A 15,487-nucleotide genomic window follows, 5' to 3' on the forward strand; every position below is an offset into this window, starting at 1 on the left:
TCACTTTGCATGGGCACCTCGGTCTTTGGGCAGTCCGAGCGTGCGCTCGGCCACGATATTGCGTTGGATCTCGGATGTGCCCGCCACGATGGTTTCGGCGCGGGACCAGAGGAACTCGCGGACCACGGCAGCCGATTCGGGATGGCTGTCGATGGCTTCCGGGCCCAACAGAGCCGACTCACCGAGCAACTCCAAGCGGAACTCCTGAACCTGCTGGCGGGTTTCGCTCCAGAGCAGTTTGAGCATGGCGCCCTCGATGCCGGGCGTTTCACCCGCCGCCACCGCGTCGAGCACTTTGTCCACGCGCGATCGAACGACGCGGCACAGGTCGACGATGGATTGCAGTCGGTGCTCCAGCACATGCCGTTCGGCGGGGGGCACGGCGGCAGCGGCGAGTTCGTCCTGTAACTGTGCCAGCTCCTGCTCGAGCATGACCACGCGCGGCAGGAAGTACACGCCACGCTCGTACTCGGCGGCAGCCATCGCGATGCGCCAGCCTTCGCCCTCGGCGCCCAGTACCTGATTGGCAGGCACCTCGACGTTTTCGAAGAACACCTCGGCGTAGTCGGTCTCACCAGTGAGCTGCCGTATCGGTTCGACGCGAACGCCCGGTGCTTGCATGTCGACCAACATGAAGCTCAGGCCGCGGTGTGCCACGCCGGCAGGATCGGTCCGCACCAGCGCGAAACACCATTTCGCCAAGTGTCCCTGGGTGGTCCAGATTTTGTGTCCATTGAGAAGCCAGTGGCCATTCGACTGGCGCGCCGCTCGCGTGCGCACCGAAGACAGGTCGGAGCCCGTGCGGGGCTCGGAGTAGCCCTGGCACCAGATCTCCGTACCGTTGCGGATGCCCGGCAGGAAGCGCGCCTTCTGTTCGGACGTGCCGAACATCAGCAGCGTTGGCGCGAGGATGGCGTGCGCGATGCTGTTGATGGGTTGCGGCGCGCGGTGCCGAGCGCACATCTCATGAAATGCGATGAGCGTGGCAGTCGGCAGGGCGCGGCCGCCCCGGTCCTCCGGCCAGGTCAGGGCCACGAGGTCCGTGTCGCACAGCATGCGGTTCCAGTCCTGCCTGCAGGACGGCGTGTGCGAGGCCGCTTCGGCGTGCTGCGCGCGCAGCAGCGTCAGTGCCTCCCCCAGCCAGGTGGCCGCATCGTCCAGAAAATGGGATGTTCGAATCATGTGGAGGTTTCCTTCAAAGGCGGTGTGCGCGGCAGATCGATCACCGCGACTGGGCCGTCCAGGCGCACGGGTCCGGAGATCCATTCGTGCAGCGCGCTCACGTCCAGGCCCGGCACCAGCGCCCGGGGGACGAAGTGGCCGTCTCGCAGATCGAAGACACCGATATCGGTGTAGACCCGATTGACGACGCCGGCACCCGTCAGCGGCAGGGTGCAGTGCGACACGAGGCGCGGCCGGCCTTCGCGCGTGCGCGCTTGCATCATCACCCACAGCGCGCGGGCGCCGATGGCAAGATCCATGGCGCCCCCCACGGAGGGCAGCGGATCATCGGGGCCGAGCGACCAGTTGGCCAGGTCGCCGCTCGCGGACACTTCGAAGGCGCCCAGCATGCTCACGTCCAGGCGGCCACCGCGCATGATGGCGAACGAACAGGCGTGATCGAAGATGGCGGCCCCTTCGGTCAAGGCGATGAACTGTTTGCTGGCGTCGATGAGGTCGACATCCGGCGACTCGTCGCCGCCCAGCAGGCGCATGCCGAGAATGCCGTTTTCACTGTGCAGGAACACGCCGTGCTCCGCGGCCAGGTAGTCGGTCACCTGCGTCGGCATGCCGATGCCCAGGTCAACCACGGCGTTCTTCGGCAAGTCGCGGGCCACCTGCTTGGCCATCTGTCGACGGTCCAGGCGTTTCATGCGGCATCGTCCTGCAGGAGTCGATTGACGAACAGGCTGGGCGTGATGATCACATCAGGCGCCAACGCACCGAGTGCCACAATCTGCTCGACTTCCACGATGGTCGTGGCTGCGCCCATGCACATGATGGGACCGAAGTTGCGCTGCGCGTACCGGTACGCTAGTGTCGCGTCACCGGTCAGATGTCGTAGGCTGCGCGCAGCCATCGGAGCGCAGCGCAAGGCGCATCGCGCCGCCAATACCGAGCGTATTGGCAAGCGATGCAACGCCGCGATGCGCTTCGATGGCCAGCGCAGACCGACAGATGATCGGTGACGCGACACCAGGTTGCCGGTGGTATCGGCCTGGCTGGCGCGCACGAATGCAAAATCCGCCGCGAGCGGCTCCTCGAGCACATAGCCACGCCCTTTGTACATGCGGGTCTCCTTGCCTTGCGCCAGTGGCGTGCCGAATCCGGTGGGTGTGAAAAACGGCCCCTGACCCGCACCGGCCGCACGGATGCGCTCCACCAGGGTGCCTTGTGGCATCACGTCCACTTGCAGCCGACCGGCTTCGACCTGTTCGCGCAGCACCTCATTGCCGGGCATGCGGGGATAGGAGCACACGATGCGGCCCACACGGCCGGCACGCACCAGCCCCAGAAAACTCGTGTCTCCCGCGCCGGCGTTGTTGTTGATCAGGGTGAGGTCTTTCACACCTTGCTTGTCCAGCAGACCGCGCAGCAGTCGGGCTGGAATGCCCGAACCGCCGAAACCGCCGACGTAGATCGACGCGCCAGACATCACGTCGCGTAGCGCCTCGGTGACCGAGTGGCAGGTCTTAGCGCGCATCGTGGTGTTCCATCTGAATCCAGGACGCGCTACCCGTGGCGAGGTCTCGCTGATCCTGTTCGCAACGGCAGCGGAAGATGACCCCGCACGGCGTGCGCCAGAGCGCCACGGCCACAGTTTCACCGGGGAAGAGGGGGGCACGAAAACGCATGTCCAGTTCGCCCAGGCGGTGGTTCGGGTGCTGCTGCAGCTCGTGCTGCAGCACCCGGTCCACCAAGCCGAGGAGGGCCGCGCCATGCAGGATCGGGCGGTCATAACCGGCACGGCGCGCCGCTGCTGGGTCGATGTGCAAAGGGTTGCGGTCGGCGTTGAGGCGGTATAGCGCGGCCTGTTGGGCACTGGTGGGTACGCGGACCGTGCGATCGGGCTCGCGCGCCGGGGGGCTGGGGATCGGCGGGGGCAGGACATCGCTCAACGCCGGATCGCCCCCTGCATAGCCACCATCACCGCGGCAGACATTGGTCTGCTCGATGATGGCCACGGGCATTTGCGTGATGGAGTCAGACAGGATGCGCCGCGTCACGACGATCGCGCCCTTGCCTTCGCCTTTGTCGGCAACGCGGCTGACCGCCATCTGGCAACGCACTTGACCGGCGGCCGTCAGGGGGCTTGGGAAACGCATGCGTTGCTCACCGTGCACCACTTGCTGCCAGGCCACGCCGTGCTCGGGCGAGCGCATCCAGAAGCCCGGATAGGCCAGCACCGAAGCTTGGGTGGGCAGCGCGCGCAGGACCTCCTCGTACAGGAACTCCGTTTCGTCGCCCAGCCCCCCCTCCCCGCCCAGGCCGGCGCCCACACCCAATGCGTACAGGATGGTGGCATCGGCGTCGTAGGTCTGCGCGATCTCCTCGAAGCGAGTGGCCTTCAGGCGGTGGTAGTCCAGCATGGATGTCGCCTCAGACCGGATCCCAGGCGAATACCTGGGCCGAGGTGTCCAGCGGCATGAAGGACGCCTGCAGCGCAGCCATGCCGTGACTGGCGATGGTCTGAGGCGTCCAGCCGCCCGAATGGTGGACCGAGCGCACCGGGCGCGATTGGCTCATGAGGAACATCTCGTTCAACCGGATTGCGAAGATCTGGCCCGAAACGTGTGCCGAGGCGTCGGACGCCAGGTAGCAGATGAGGGGTGCGATCGTCTCGGGGCCCATGCTGCGGATCTTCTCGACGTGGCGCGCCTGCTCCGCTGTCTTGGAAGGAATGGTTTCCGTCATGCGGCTCCAGGCCAGTGGCGCGATGCAGTTCGAGCGCACATTGAAGGCGGCCATGTCAAGCGCGATCGCCTTGGACAGACCGACGATGCCTAGCTTGGCCGCGCAGTAGTTGGCCTGTCCCCGGTTGCCGATGACGGCCGAGTTGGACGTCATGTTTATCAGGCTGCCACCACCCTGCCTGCGGAAGTGCTCGGCAGACGCATGGCACAGGTTGAACGTGCCATAGAGATGCACCTTGACCACCGCGTCGAAGTCCTCGGGTGTGAGGCGGTGGAACATCTTGTCGCGTACGATGCCCGCGTTGTTCACCACCGCATCAACGCGTCCATAAGTGTCGATGGCGGCCTCGATGATGCGTTGCGCCGAGGTGTACTCCGACACCGAGTCACCATTGGCCACGGCCTCGCCGCCAGCCTGGCGAATCTCGTCCACCACCTGCTGCGCGCTCTGGCCCACGGAACTCGTGCCATCCAGGCTCACGCTCAGGTCGTTGACCACCACGCGGGCGCCCTGGGCCGCCAGCGCCATTGCCGCAGCACGTCCGATGCCATTGGCGGCACCGGTCACGACAACCACTTTTTCTTGCAACATGAATTTATCCTCGATGAATGGAAAATACGGTGCTGGCCTGCGCGCTCAGAACGCCGCCGTTGCCTTGCACCAGCGCGGTAGCGGCACCCGCGACCTGACGCGCACCGCAGTCCGCGCGCAATTGACGCACCGCCTCGACGATGCCGAACAGGCTGTACATGCCTGGATGCACGCACGACAGCCCGCCACCGTTGGTGTTGACCGGCAACGCGCCGCCTGGAGCGATACGGCCATCGGCGACGAACGGGCCGCCTTCCCCTTTTTGGCAGAAGCCCAGATCTTCCAGAAACAGGATGGGGTTGATGGTGAAAGCGTCGTACAGCTGGACGACATCGATGTCGTTCGTCGTGATACCCGCCCGCTCCATCGCCAACGGCCCGGAGATACGGGCGGCGGTTACGGTCAGGTCCTCCATGCAGGCGATCTGCCGGTGCGAATGCGCCATGGCAGTGCCCAGCACATGGACCGGCTTGCGCGGCCCATCCTGGGCAACGTCCGACGCCTGCACCACCACCGCCGCAGCGCCGTCGGTGACCAGGCAGCAGTCGCGCACGGTCAGCGGTGACGAAATCATGCGTGCGCCCAGTACCTCTTCCAGGCCCATCGGCTCGCGGCGATAGGCCTCCGGGTTGAGCGCGGCCCACGAGCGGGCCGCCAGTGCCACCTGGGCCAATTGCTCGCGCGTCGTGCCGTATTGGTGCATGTGCCGCTGCGCTACCAGTGCGTAGCCCGTGGGCGGATTGAACGGTGCGTAAGGTTCCTCGAACGGAAAGGGGTCCAGTTGCGCGCGAACGGGGGAAGTCGCGGCGATGCTGCCCCCACTGCGTGGCGTGGCGCCATAGGCGATGACCACGTTGCGGCACAGGCCGGCCCGAATCGCGGCTGCGGCGATTGACAAGTGCCCCACGAACGAGGCGCCGCCGATGCCAGTACTTTCGGAGAATGCGGGCCGTATGCCCAGGTACTCCGCCAGTTTGACCACCCACATGGAAGACGAGAGGCTGGCGCTCATGAGGCCGTCCACTTGGCTCATTTGCAAACCGGCGTCCTTGACCGCAGCGTGCACAGCCAGAGAAGTTGCCTCAAGATCTGTCAAGCCACCGGCATCGCCGATGGCCGCGGTCGCGCAACCTGTGATGGCGACGCTGCCTCGCAATGATGTGTCCCAGTGGTTCATGTCGTCATCCTTCGAAACACCACGCGTGGCTTGTCTTCCAAGCGGTCGATAGATGCCTGCACGCGCAGGCCAATCTGCAGGTCCGCGGCGCATGCGTCGAGCAGCGTGGACATCATGCGGAAGCCGTCGTCCATGTCGACCAAGATGACGTTGCGTCCAGGCGTCTTGCTGGAGGCAGGAATCTCCGAGTGGCTATAGAGCGTGCCCACCCCGGTGCTCGGGCGCCATTCGTGGTCGGCACCGTGGCAATGTGGGCAGTGCGTGCGCGGGAAAAAGAACGCACGCGCACACGCCTTACACCATTGAACTTCGAAGCGCCCTTGGGCCAGCGCGGCATGGAAGCGCGCTTCAGGCGACGCACTGGGCTCACTCATCTTTGACACCCGCTTCGGTAACGACAGACTTCCATTTGGCGAACTCCGCTTCGACGAAAGCCCGGTACTTGGGCAGATCCAGGTCGCCAGGCTCGGATCCGGTGGAGTGGATGTACTCCCGAGTGGCGGGCTGGTCGATGGCGGCGCGCATCTCGCGATTGAGCAACTCCAGAATGGGCTGCGGAGTCTCCGCTGGCGCATAAACGCCGACCCAGGTGGATAGATCGAAGTTGTGAAAACCCAGCTCGTTCAATGTCGGGACATTTGGGTAACGTATCAGCCGCTTGGCGGAAGCCACCGCCAGCGGAAGAACCTTTCCGGATTCCAGATAGACATTGGCAGTGACTGACTCCGAAATGCCGAATGGCACGTGACCAGCAATCAGGTCGGCCATGGCCGGCCCGGCACCGCGGTAGGAAATGTGATTCAGCGGCAGTCCGCTCTGCTTGCGCAGCAGCTCGCCGACAATGTGTGGCGCGCCGCCGGTACCGGCCGTTCCGTAGCTGATTGATGATCCAGTCTTGGCGTACGCCTGAAACTGGGCAAAGTTCTTGATGCCCTTGTTCGCGTTGACCAGTAGAAAATTGGGGCTTACAGCCAGAAGTGCCACAGGCGCGAAGGACTTGCGGGCGTCGTAGGGCAACGACTTCAACGCAGGATTGATGACATGGCTAGTGGCCCCCACCAGGACGGTGTAGCCATCTGGCGCTTGACGACGGACGTAGTCCGTCGCGATTTGGCCGGTAGCCCCCGCCCGGTTCTCGACGATGAACGGCCTTCCCAGCTTTGATTGCAGCGTGGCCGCAATGCGGCGGGTGAGGATATCCGTCATCCCGCCCGGCGCGTACGCCACCACCAGCGTTACTGGTTTATTCGGATAGTCACTCGCCTGGGACGCCAATGCCATCAGGCCCACCAGGCCGAAGACCGCGAGGGTTTTGAGTTTCATCTTTGTTGCCTCTGAACCCACGCCAATGTGGGCAAGATTGATTGAATGGATCGCCGGATGAAGTGAACTGCAATGCGCTCTTGCCATCCGAACTCACATTTTTGGCACCCTGTTTCATTCCGGCAATTGATTAATTGTCATGGTGCAATCTTGTTCTGGAATATATTTAAGTCTCCCGATCTCAATCTGTAAGCGCGGCAGGTTTCGCGGCTGGTCTGTCGATTGGCCGAAAAGGCCCCTCGGTGCAGGTGGCCGCCGGCCTGGTGCAGTACGCGCGGCGCTGGCTATCGCCCAACACCACCATCGACGGGCACGCGCTCCGTGCTCAAGTTCATCGCCACCTGGCCCACGGCCTGGTGCGGCGTGCCGGGCGGCATCTGCGCGCCCTCGCCGTCTATGAGTGCGGACATCGGCAATGCCGTAGGGTAGATGGTCAGCAGCGATCTCGGCCCCGCGTTGATTGCTCTGGGTATGGCCGGCTTTCTGGCCGCGGTGACGCAGGCACCACTCACCGCGTTCATCATCGTGATGGAGATGGTCGACGGGCACGCGATGGTGCTGAACCTGATGGCCGGGGCCCTGCTGGCCAGCCTGATCTCCCGCATGATCAGCCGCCCGCTCTATGACTCGCTCGCCGAGCATATGGTCGGCAAGGCCATCGCCACGTCGCCGGTCGACAGGCTGCGGCGATCATCCGCACACGCAGGAACGCCAAGCCTTGGGCGGATGGCAAAGCTGGGGCGCAGGCAAAAACATAGAGCCCAACACCCCCAGGAATGCCTCCTTCAGGTGAGAGCTCTCTTGATGGGCAGGCTCCAGCATCTTGGCGAGGATGGCGCGCATGGCCAGGCCGAGGGCATCCTGCCGAAGAAGGCCCAGTCCGCTCTCGATACGTGGACCGAACCGGCTCCTCATTTCTTCACGCGGGAGATGCAACGAGATCTGCTGTGAATGATGCCCGCCGAATACAAAGTCCATCGGGCGAGTCGAATCGACCAGCGCCACGTCACCGGGCTGCATCTGGAATTGCAGTCAAGCCTGGCAGATGTGTGCTTTCCCGTGGTCCTGGAAAATCAGAAAATAGTTGTCACCCGGATCGTGTCGGATGCAATACGCGTCCCTGGCAACGCGCTCCAGATCCTGACCGATGAAGATAGCGTCCAGCCCTCCGATACGGGATGGAGCCATCCCCCCGTGCACCACACGCCGCCCCGCCATGGGCACGACCGAAAAGTCGCCGCAGAACTGCCGTAGTTGCTGCGTCATCACATCCAAGGGCATCTCCCCATCAATCCTTGGACTCAACGTGCGGCTGCGCCAGCCGTCCGCCAGCGGTATTTCCGGAGCATTCAGAGTCCACCGACAGCCAGCGCTTGGATCATCCGCCATGCCGGCCAAGCCAGTCTTCAATTCAACAGAACTCATGGCGACCTCCGTAGATGCGACCACCGACCCGTCACGCACATGGCTCGCATGTGCGGTGATGTCGGCGCCGCGTGCTTGCGATTTGCAGTTGTCAGCCCGGCGAATGGATCACCACCTGCTGGTCGATGGCACCGAAAACATGCTCTCCGTGAGGCCCCATGGCGCAGATCCGCACACGGTCACCATGGCGAAGGTAGGGGCGGAGTCGATCCAGCGGTACGCCGGAGAGTTGCTCACGTACGCGCGCTTCCGTAATGCAGGCGCTACCCGATTCGGGGTCCGCATTGCTGATGGTGCCCGCGCCAACGATGCTGCCAGCCACCAAGCATCGGGTACGGGCCAGATGCGCGATGATCTGCGCAAAGTTGAAAACAACGTCGCTGTTGGCATGCGGCTCGCCGAAGCGCTCGCCGTTGAGTTCGATGCGCACGGGCAGATCCAGCATGCAGTCCTTCCACGCCGGACCCAGCGCGCCAGGCGTGACGGCAACCGGTGCGAAGCTCGTCGCAGGCTTGCTCTGGTAGAAGCCGAAGCCTTTGGCCAGTTCGCCAGGAATCAGTCCGCGCAGCGAGACATCATTGAGCAACACCACCAACGCGATGCGGTCGGCTGCTTGCTCGATCGTCACCCCCATAGGTACATCTGTGGTGATCACAGCTATCTCCGCCTCCAGATCCACCAAATGGGCCTCGTCGATCGCAACGATGGGTTCGCGCGGACCGATCATCCCATCTGAACCACCCTGGTACACCAGCGGCTCGTCTTCATAGCGTGGCGGGATGGGTTCGTTGCGCCATTGGTAGATCAGCCGGGCGTGGTTGCGGTAGACCGACGCATCTGCCCACTGGTAGGCCCGAGGTAGCGGAGCCATGCATTCATCAGGGTCGAATGTCTCTCCCTCGTTCCAACCGCTGGCGTCCAGCGACCGGCGGCGGCTCTCCAGCTCGGGGGCCTGCAGAGCCCAGTTGTCGAGCAGCGCCTGCATGGTTTTCACTGTGGGGCCTGCCGACAGCCATCGCTGCCCTGAGGGACTGACCAGCATCAACTCACCATCACGGGAGCCATTGCGGCGCGTGGCCAGGCGTAAATCCAGAAATGGCATCGTCATGATGACTTCCGCTCCGACCCAGCTGAACTGGAGTTGGAGCGTTTCAGGTGCGTCCAACCAGCGAGCGCTTCGTGCGCGTCCCGAGCGAACCCCGCCACAACCTCGGCGCTCGCCACTTCGACCGTGAGCTCGAGGCGCAGCCCGTTGGGGTCGAAGAAGTAGATCGATTCGATATAGCCGTCATGATCGGTGACACCCACCACATCCACGCCGTGGCTCTCGATTCGGGCCTTCATCGCGTGGAGATCGTCGCGGCTGGCTACGCGCAGGGCAATGTGGTTGACCCAGCTTGGCGTGTTTGGCGATGGCAAGGCGGCTGTGTTGTCGCCAAGATCGAAAAATGCGATGAAGGAGCCATCCAGCATGCGGAAAAAAATGTGGACGTAGGGGCAATGCTCACCGGTACTCGGCACGTGGTCGTTCTGGATCACATGCACGAGCGGCATGCCCAGCAGGTCTTCGTAGAACTGACGGGTTTCCTCGGCATCTTTGCAGCGCCAGGCGAAATGGTGCAGGCCTCTGACGGGGCGCGGGTTGTTGGATGCAATGGTCATGGCTAGCTCAGTCCAGAGATATCTGATTGGTCCGAATCACCTCGCCCCAACGCGCAGATTCGGATCGAGCCAGTTTCTTGAAGTCCTCCGGTGTGCCTCGCAGGGGTTCAAAGCCAAACTCCGTGAAGCGCTTGAGCACTACGGGGTCGGCGAGGGCCTTGTTCAGTTCCTGATTCAATCGCACCACCACGGGATCTGGCAGGCCCGCCGGCCCGAGAAGGCCCTGGAATGCGAAGACCTCTGCATTGGTCACCCCGCTTTCAGCAAGAGTGGGTACGTCAGGCAGCAGCGGTGAACGTGCCTGCGATCCGATCGCAAGCGTTCTTACCTTGCCGCTCTTGATGATGGACAGGCCCGAGGCGAGATCCAGGAACATCGCTGGCACTTGCCCACCCATGAGGTCCTGCATGGCAGGAGCTGCCCCACGGTATGGAATGTGCGTGATGAACGTTCCAGTACGATTCTTGAACAGCTCCATGGCCAGGTGGTGCGGCGAGCCGTTCCCCACTGATGCATAGCTCACCTTGCCAGGATTCGCTTTGACGTAGGCGAGAAAGTCCTTGAAGTTTTGCGCAGGAAAGCTGGGGTGAACGACCAGTGCCAGAGGGAACTTGCCGATGGCGCCGATGTAGGAAAAATCCTTTTCCGGACTGAAGGGAAGCTTCTTGAACAGGTGCTCGTTGAACGCGAGCACCGCGTTGTCCGCGGACATCACGGTGTATCCGTCAGGTCTGGCGCGGGCTACCAGTTCGGTGCCGATATTGGTCGCGGCGCCTGGCCGGTTGTCCACTACGATCTGCTGGCCCAGACCCACTCGCATGCTTTCAGCGAGCGTGCGTGCCAGGTTGTCAGTGCCACCCCCTGCTGGGTACGGCACCACCCACTTGATGATCTGGTCCGGGTACTGTCCCTGCGCTTGGGCAAAGGAGCTGGATGCCAGGGCTATGGCGGCAATGGCATGAAGAACGAAGTGACGGCGACTCATGGGTTTTTCCTTTACGTGTGGGCGGTACGAACCGGTCATCCGGCGGAAAGCGAAGGGGTGGGCAACTCATTCAAGGCTGCATCGATGGCTTCAAGGCATTGCTGCTCGTCCCTGACCTGCTCGAAAAGCAGCAGCGCCAAACGCGCGAGGAAGAGCGACTCCCGTTCTCGCCCAGCTTCAGCGATGGCATTGCTGCAATGGGCGTAGATACGGTCTTGCACGGCGGCCTGGTAGGTGGTTTTGTCGTTCATGTGAGCGTCCTTTTCTCGGCGCCGCAGGCCACTTCAATGGCTGCCAGTACCGTTTCTGCAGAGGGTGAATCCCAGCGGCCACAGAGGTGCCCGTCTGGCCGCACGAGGTACACCACATCCGGCCCCTCTGGAGGGTTGAAGGGCACCGGGAGGGCCGCAGGGTCTGTTTGCACCGTCACACAAACGCAAGGCAAGTAGGGCCAGTCCGGGGACTCCACTGCAGCGGCCACACCATCCATAGCTGGGCAGGGGCCGAAAGCCAGCAAGGTGAATGCATTGCGTGCCAGCAGGTCCGTGAGATGCCCGCCACCCGGCACCACCGCCTCCGCCAGGGGCGCGCCCAGCGGCCAGTCTCCAGCACCGCCACGTCCGTCGGAAGAGAGCGGTGACGCTGCATAGGTAATGGCATGGGTCTGGCGAGGGTTGGCCAGACGTGCGATCCCGGTATGGCGGCCTGCCAGAGACAGGCATGCCTCGCGCATCAACTCGAACCCCCCGTGGGGAGGTGACATGAACTCGGTGCTGCGCATAGCGCTCTCGGCATTGATGTGAAAAGCCTGTACGCGCTCCGAGCTGTAGCTGTCCAACAAAGCCTCCGTGCCGAGCCCTTTCACCACAGTGGCCAGCTTCCATATCAGGTTGTCCGCATCGTCAAAGCCCGAGTTGAGCCCTCGTACTCCGAAGATGGGCATGGCGTGGGCGGCATTGCCGGCAAAGAGGATGCGGCCGTGGCGGTAAGCATCCAGCGTCATCGCTCCCGCGCGGTAGAGCGATGTCCACACAGGAGTCCATGGCAGGTGGCCCTCACCTATCGCGTCCAGATGCGTTTGCACGAATTGTCTGATCTGCTCTGGCTGAAGCACTTGCGCAGCGTCCAGGCCCGCAGCCAGCTGGTAGTCAACACGCCATATGTCGTCGGGCTGCCGGTGCATCAAAATGGTAGTTCCACGGGCCCATGGAGGGTCAAACCATGCACGGCGCTCTGCAGGCTGGTCGCTGGCAAGTTCGATGTCCACGATCGCGTAGCGCCCCTGGTAACCGATTCCCTTGAGTTCGAGACCGAGGCTGGAACGGACAAAGCTCTGACCGCCGTCGCATGCTACGATCCAATCCGCCTCTGTCTGGTAGTTGCCAAGGGCATTCTCGACACGCAGCTCCACCCCATTGCTGCCTGGGCTGCACTCCACCACTTTGCTTGCCCAGCGAATCTCGACCATCCCGGGGGAACGCGCGTTGACATCGTCAATGGAGTCGAGCAGGTACTGCTCAATGTAGTATTGCTCCAGATTGATCATTGGGGGGTACTTGTCGCCTGTGCCGGTGGGCATGTCGAAAACCAGCACCTCCTGCACGCCGTAGAAGCTGCGCCCGCGGGTCCAAGGCAAGCCCTTGCGCAGGAACGGCGACACAGCACCCAGCCGCTCCAGTATTTCAAGGCTACGCCGCGAAATGCAGGCGGCCCGGCTTCCTTCGCACACAGAGTCGTCCGCTTCCACCACCACGCTGCGAATGCCCCAGTTCGCCAAGCCGAGTGCGGTGGCCAGCCCTACAGGGCCTCCGCCTACGACAAGCACCTGGTGACGTTTGGCTTCGTGGCCGACCTTGTCAAACGCTGGCAAGGTTGGCTCGAAGCGCCGGTATTCGAAGGGTCCAATTTTTTCAAGTGGCATTTGCGTCCTGCTCAAATTCACCGTTTAGCAGACCGTATTGTCTTGGCCTGGCAGTGCGAGAATGTCCTAATAAATCAGGACATGAAAACCCGCAATGAAACTGACCGCGCTTCAAAGGCAGGCTCCTGAACCAGCCGTTGCATTGACCGTAGGACTGTTGCAGGCTATCGGTGCGGACGACTTCGCGGGGTTGCTATTGCGGGCGATAGGCGCCGTGTTGCCAGTCAGCCATTGCACTGTTTTCGCACTGCGCAGCAGCGGGCGAGTGGAGCGCGTTTCTACCGCCAGCGCGGTGGGAGAAGTCGCATCACTCACCGCCGTGGAGTACATGCGTCTGGGCTTCGATCAGCAAGACTCCAACATGGTTTGGCTGGCCCGGCGCAAGCCCTCCAAAGCGCTGCAGTTGTGGATAGGCCACCAACTGGCAAACGAAGTGGCCAATGAAAACTATCGTCGTGTCTGCTACGGCGAAACGGGCATCCGCGAACGCTTGTCGCTTCTGGCTGTATTTCCGGATGGCTATCGCGTCGCCTTCAACCTGTACCGCAACTTTTCGTACCCTGACTACGGAGTCGAGGACATAGATTGGCTAAGCCAACACTCCACCGTGATCGCGATGGCCGTCATGCGCCACGTCGAGCTCACCCGGCGACCCATGGCAGAGCACCCACTGCAGGACCAACTCATGACAAAGCTGTCAGGTCGAGAGCGCCAGCTCATCACCCACGTGCTCTCTGGCCTGACGACGAAGGAGACCGCCCTTGAGATGGGCATTTCCGCTACAACGGCGTTGACTTACAGGTATCGAGCGTTCCAGCACCTGGGAGTGAGCAGCCATCGGGAGTTATTGGTGCTATTGGGCGCGAGCATTTCGCGATCCAGTCGGCGTAAGCGGACACATACTAGTGGACTGTAATGATTGAATAAGGAGTAATTCTCCGAGTTGGGTCGAAGTACTTCCACTGCACGGACTTGGGTGGCTCGTTGTACTTGCGGATGTAGCGCATGGGCTTGCCACCAAGTTCGGCAGCGAGCTTGCGCGTGGACCAGTGCGTGGAGCCATCGGCGGGCTTGTGCTTGGTCGTGCGCGCCAACACACGCGCCTCAAGACGGTCGGTGACCTTGTAGCGCTGGCGACCGGCATGGCGAGAAAACAAGCCTGCCAAACGGTCAGCGGCGAAGCGCTTGCTCCAGAGAGCAATGTAGCTGTCATTGCAATCGAGCTTGGCCCTGATGGCGCTCCAGGTCAGTCCCTCGGCAAGCAGCAAGATCAGACGCGCACGACGCGCCAAATCCGCTCGAACGGACCTTCCATTGGCTTGCTGGCGCAGTTCCACGATTTCGGCTTCGGTCAAGTTCATCGTGTCCTCAAAGGAGGTAATTTTACTATCTATTTGAACGTTATGGTTCACTAGACTTTGCAACGGCGGAGCGCATGAATGCGGCACCGTTGCTCACCTCTTCGGAGCGATGGCCCCACTGACGGTTCGAATGGCATTTGCAAACTCCATGAGGATCGCCGGCCGGGCCATGCCGTCGCGCCGAAAGAACAAGCCGAACGACGGCAGGACGACCTGGGGCCCGACCTTGAGCCTCTGCACGCCGCCGCGGGCGACTTCGTCCAGCGCATGCTCCAGCCGCACCGCGCACAGCATCGAAGGGTCCTTGCGGAGCAAGGTGCCGATCGTGACCGAGGACATGGCCTCGATGACCGGCACGGGCGGCGTCACGCCGCTGTTCAGGAAGACGGTCATGAACGCCTGCCTGACCAGCGTTTCCTTGGGCGGCAGCCCCCACTGAGCGGCACGCAGGTCGGCCCACTGCAACCTGCGTGCGTTGACGCCCGGGTTCGACACGGAGGCGAGCACGCACAGCTCGTCTTTCAGCAGCACGACGGGCTCGAGCAGCGGGATCAGGTCGCTGGAGATCAGCTCGGGCGTGATGGCGCCGAAGACGCAGTCGAGCTCGCCTTCGAGCAGGCGATGAATGAGTTCGTGCACGCGGCCCTCTCGCAACTGCACGGCGGCGCCCGGCAGCCGTTCCCGCAGCTTGACGATGGCGGCGGGCACGGCGGCGGTAACCGACGGTGCGCCGACGCGCAGCACCGCCGTGATGCCGCTTTGCATGGCGTCCACATCTGCGGTGGCGCGGGCCAGTTCATGCAGCACGGCACGTGCGCGAAACGCGGCGCTCGTCCCCAGCGCGTTGGCGTGGATGCCCTGGTGGCTGCGTTCGAACAGCCGGGCCCCGAAGCAGCTTTCGAGCTCGCCGAGCATCTTGCTGATGGCCGGCTGGCTCAGATGCAGCCGCGCCGCCGCACCGCGCATCGTGGGCGTCTCGGCCAGCGCCACGAGCAGCTCAAGGTGTCTCAGGCGCAGCGTTCGGACGAGGCGGTCGGTTTTGGTGTTCATTTCAGGCCCCATGGGGTATAGCGAATCGTGATCACTCCCTCACGATTATCGAATTTTCAATCATCGGAGAAGGCGAT

At 62.9% G+C, this 15,487-nt stretch carries 17 protein-coding genes and 1 pseudogene; 2 read left to right on the forward strand and 16 right to left on the reverse strand.

Features of this window, described 5'->3' with window-relative positions:
• Genes VEIS_RS22360 through VEIS_RS22395 form a run of 8 tightly spaced genes read right to left on the reverse strand, consistent with a single transcriptional unit; the run spans position 1 to position 7,006 of the window.
• On the reverse strand, positions 1 to 1,182 hold the full coding sequence (locus VEIS_RS22360) for an acyl-CoA dehydrogenase family protein (RefSeq protein ID WP_011812301.1): 1,182 nt from the start codon (positions 1,180 to 1,182) through the stop codon (positions 1 to 3).
• Entirely contained in the window at positions 1,179 to 1,874 is a 696-nt protein-coding gene (locus tag VEIS_RS22365) for a CoA-transferase (protein WP_011812302.1), read from the reverse strand. Before VEIS_RS22365 ends, VEIS_RS22360 begins: the two co-directional genes overlap by 4 nt.
• Entirely contained in the window at positions 1,871 to 2,704 is an 834-nt protein-coding gene (locus VEIS_RS30880; protein ID WP_011812303.1) for a 3-oxoacid CoA-transferase subunit A, read from the reverse strand. Before VEIS_RS30880 ends, VEIS_RS22365 begins: the two co-directional genes overlap by 4 nt.
• Positions 2,694 to 3,590, reverse strand: coding sequence for a MaoC/PaaZ C-terminal domain-containing protein (locus tag VEIS_RS22375; RefSeq protein WP_041950282.1), 897 nt, complete (start codon positions 3,588 to 3,590; stop codon positions 2,694 to 2,696). Before VEIS_RS22375 ends, VEIS_RS30880 begins: the two co-directional genes overlap by 11 nt.
• 10 nt (positions 3,591 to 3,600) lie before the next feature.
• A complete protein-coding gene (locus VEIS_RS22380) occupies positions 3,601 to 4,506 on the reverse strand; it encodes an SDR family NAD(P)-dependent oxidoreductase (protein WP_011812304.1) in 906 nt (301 codons plus the stop codon).
• Between the two features lie 4 nt (positions 4,507 to 4,510).
• Entirely contained in the window at positions 4,511 to 5,683 is a 1,173-nt protein-coding gene (locus VEIS_RS22385; protein WP_011812305.1) for a thiolase, read from the reverse strand.
• Entirely contained in the window at positions 5,680 to 6,057 is a 378-nt protein-coding gene (locus VEIS_RS27190; protein ID WP_041950283.1) for a Zn-ribbon domain-containing OB-fold protein, read from the reverse strand. The genes VEIS_RS22385 and VEIS_RS27190 overlap by 4 nt, the downstream gene beginning before the upstream one ends.
• A complete protein-coding gene (locus VEIS_RS22395) occupies positions 6,050 to 7,006 on the reverse strand; it encodes a tripartite tricarboxylate transporter substrate binding protein (protein ID WP_011812306.1) in 957 nt (318 codons plus the stop codon). Before VEIS_RS22395 ends, VEIS_RS27190 begins: the two co-directional genes overlap by 8 nt.
• 324 nt (positions 7,007 to 7,330) lie before the next feature.
• Here VEIS_RS22395 and VEIS_RS29300 point away from each other — a divergent pair.
• Positions 7,331 to 7,678 (forward strand): annotated as a pseudogene (locus VEIS_RS29300) (chloride channel protein); the annotation flags it as partial.
• A 360-nt stretch (positions 7,679 to 8,038) separates the two neighbouring features.
• Here the strand turns inward: VEIS_RS29300 and VEIS_RS29310 are convergent.
• From VEIS_RS29310 to VEIS_RS22430, 6 genes are all read right to left on the reverse strand, one after another.
• Entirely contained in the window at positions 8,039 to 8,431 is a 393-nt protein-coding gene (locus VEIS_RS29310; protein WP_157048635.1) for a helix-turn-helix domain-containing protein, read from the reverse strand.
• Between the two features lie 91 nt (positions 8,432 to 8,522).
• A complete protein-coding gene (locus VEIS_RS22410; protein ID WP_011812309.1) occupies positions 8,523 to 9,539 on the reverse strand; it encodes a fumarylacetoacetate hydrolase family protein in 1,017 nt (338 codons plus the stop codon).
• Positions 9,536 to 10,093: a VOC family protein gene (locus tag VEIS_RS22415; RefSeq protein WP_011812310.1), complete on the reverse strand. Its 558-nt coding sequence runs from the start codon at positions 10,091 to 10,093 to the stop codon at positions 9,536 to 9,538. Before VEIS_RS22415 ends, VEIS_RS22410 begins: the two co-directional genes overlap by 4 nt.
• A gap of 7 nt (positions 10,094 to 10,100) precedes the next feature.
• Positions 10,101 to 11,078: a Bug family tripartite tricarboxylate transporter substrate binding protein gene (locus VEIS_RS22420; protein WP_011812311.1), complete on the reverse strand. Its 978-nt coding sequence runs from the start codon at positions 11,076 to 11,078 to the stop codon at positions 10,101 to 10,103.
• Between the two features lie 35 nt (positions 11,079 to 11,113).
• On the reverse strand, positions 11,114 to 11,329 hold the full coding sequence (locus VEIS_RS22425) for a hypothetical protein (protein ID WP_041950285.1): 216 nt from the start codon (positions 11,327 to 11,329) through the stop codon (positions 11,114 to 11,116).
• Positions 11,326 to 12,999, reverse strand: a complete 1,674-nt coding sequence (locus VEIS_RS22430; RefSeq protein ID WP_011812312.1) for an FAD-dependent monooxygenase — start codon at positions 12,997 to 12,999, stop codon at positions 11,326 to 11,328. Before VEIS_RS22430 ends, VEIS_RS22425 begins: the two co-directional genes overlap by 4 nt.
• A 94-nt stretch (positions 13,000 to 13,093) precedes the next feature.
• On the opposite strand from VEIS_RS22430, the gene VEIS_RS22435 reads away from it, so the two are divergent.
• Positions 13,094 to 13,915 (forward strand): helix-turn-helix transcriptional regulator, encoded by an 822-nt coding sequence (locus VEIS_RS22435; protein ID WP_011812313.1) that lies wholly within the window; start codon positions 13,094 to 13,096, stop codon positions 13,913 to 13,915.
• Here VEIS_RS22435 and VEIS_RS22440 read toward each other — a convergent pair.
• Together VEIS_RS22440 and VEIS_RS22445 are read right to left on the reverse strand one after the other, a co-directional pair.
• On the reverse strand, positions 13,902 to 14,360 hold the full coding sequence (locus VEIS_RS22440; RefSeq protein ID WP_011812314.1) for a helix-turn-helix domain-containing protein: 459 nt from the start codon (positions 14,358 to 14,360) through the stop codon (positions 13,902 to 13,904). The genes VEIS_RS22435 and VEIS_RS22440 overlap by 14 nt on opposite strands.
• Positions 14,361 to 14,453: 93 nt before the next feature.
• Positions 14,454 to 15,410: a LysR family transcriptional regulator gene (locus VEIS_RS22445; RefSeq protein WP_011812315.1), complete on the reverse strand. Its 957-nt coding sequence runs from the start codon at positions 15,408 to 15,410 to the stop codon at positions 14,454 to 14,456.
• Positions 15,411 to 15,487 lie beyond the last annotated feature (77 nt).

This window comes from Verminephrobacter eiseniae EF01-2, from assembly GCF_000015565.1.
In the GTDB taxonomy this organism is placed as follows: Bacteria; Pseudomonadota; Gammaproteobacteria; order Burkholderiales; family Burkholderiaceae_C; genus Acidovorax; species Acidovorax eiseniae.

Bases quoted from the DNA above. Each gene is read 5' to 3' on its own strand.
- VEIS_RS22360 (WP_011812301.1), bottom strand. From the start codon at position 1,182: ATGATTCGAACATCCCATTTTCTGGACGATGCGGCCACCTGGCTGGGG.
- VEIS_RS22365 (WP_011812302.1), bottom strand. From the start codon at position 1,874: ATGAAACGCCTGGACCGTCGACAGATGGCCAAGCAGGTGGCCCGCGAC.
- VEIS_RS30880 (WP_011812303.1), bottom strand. From the start codon at position 2,704: ATGCGCGCTAAGACCTGCCACTCGGTCACCGAGGCGCTACGCGACGTG.
- VEIS_RS22375 (WP_041950282.1), bottom strand. From the start codon at position 3,590: ATGCTGGACTACCACCGCCTGAAGGCCACTCGCTTCGAGGAGATCGCG.
- VEIS_RS22380 (WP_011812304.1), bottom strand. From the start codon at position 4,506: ATGTTGCAAGAAAAAGTGGTTGTCGTGACCGGTGCCGCCAATGGCATC.
- VEIS_RS22385 (WP_011812305.1), bottom strand. From the start codon at position 5,683: ATGAACCACTGGGACACATCATTGCGAGGCAGCGTCGCCATCACAGGT.
- VEIS_RS27190 (WP_041950283.1), bottom strand. From the start codon at position 6,057: ATGAGTGAGCCCAGTGCGTCGCCTGAAGCGCGCTTCCATGCCGCGCTG.
- VEIS_RS22395 (WP_011812306.1), bottom strand. From the start codon at position 7,006: ATGAAACTCAAAACCCTCGCGGTCTTCGGCCTGGTGGGCCTGATGGCA.
- VEIS_RS29310 (WP_157048635.1), bottom strand. From the start codon at position 8,431: ATGAGTTCTGTTGAATTGAAGACTGGCTTGGCCGGCATGGCGGATGAT.
- VEIS_RS22410 (WP_011812309.1), bottom strand. From the start codon at position 9,539: ATGACGATGCCATTTCTGGATTTACGCCTGGCCACGCGCCGCAATGGC.
- VEIS_RS22415 (WP_011812310.1), bottom strand. From the start codon at position 10,093: ATGACCATTGCATCCAACAACCCGCGCCCCGTCAGAGGCCTGCACCAT.
- VEIS_RS22420 (WP_011812311.1), bottom strand. From the start codon at position 11,078: ATGAGTCGCCGTCACTTCGTTCTTCATGCCATTGCCGCCATAGCCCTG.
- VEIS_RS22425 (WP_041950285.1), bottom strand. From the start codon at position 11,329: ATGAACGACAAAACCACCTACCAGGCCGCCGTGCAAGACCGTATCTAC.
- VEIS_RS22430 (WP_011812312.1), bottom strand. From the start codon at position 12,999: ATGCCACTTGAAAAAATTGGACCCTTCGAATACCGGCGCTTCGAGCCA.
- VEIS_RS22435 (WP_011812313.1), top strand. From the start codon at position 13,094: ATGAAACTGACCGCGCTTCAAAGGCAGGCTCCTGAACCAGCCGTTGCA.
- VEIS_RS22440 (WP_011812314.1), bottom strand. From the start codon at position 14,360: ATGAACTTGACCGAAGCCGAAATCGTGGAACTGCGCCAGCAAGCCAAT.
- VEIS_RS22445 (WP_011812315.1), bottom strand. From the start codon at position 15,410: ATGAACACCAAAACCGACCGCCTCGTCCGAACGCTGCGCCTGAGACAC.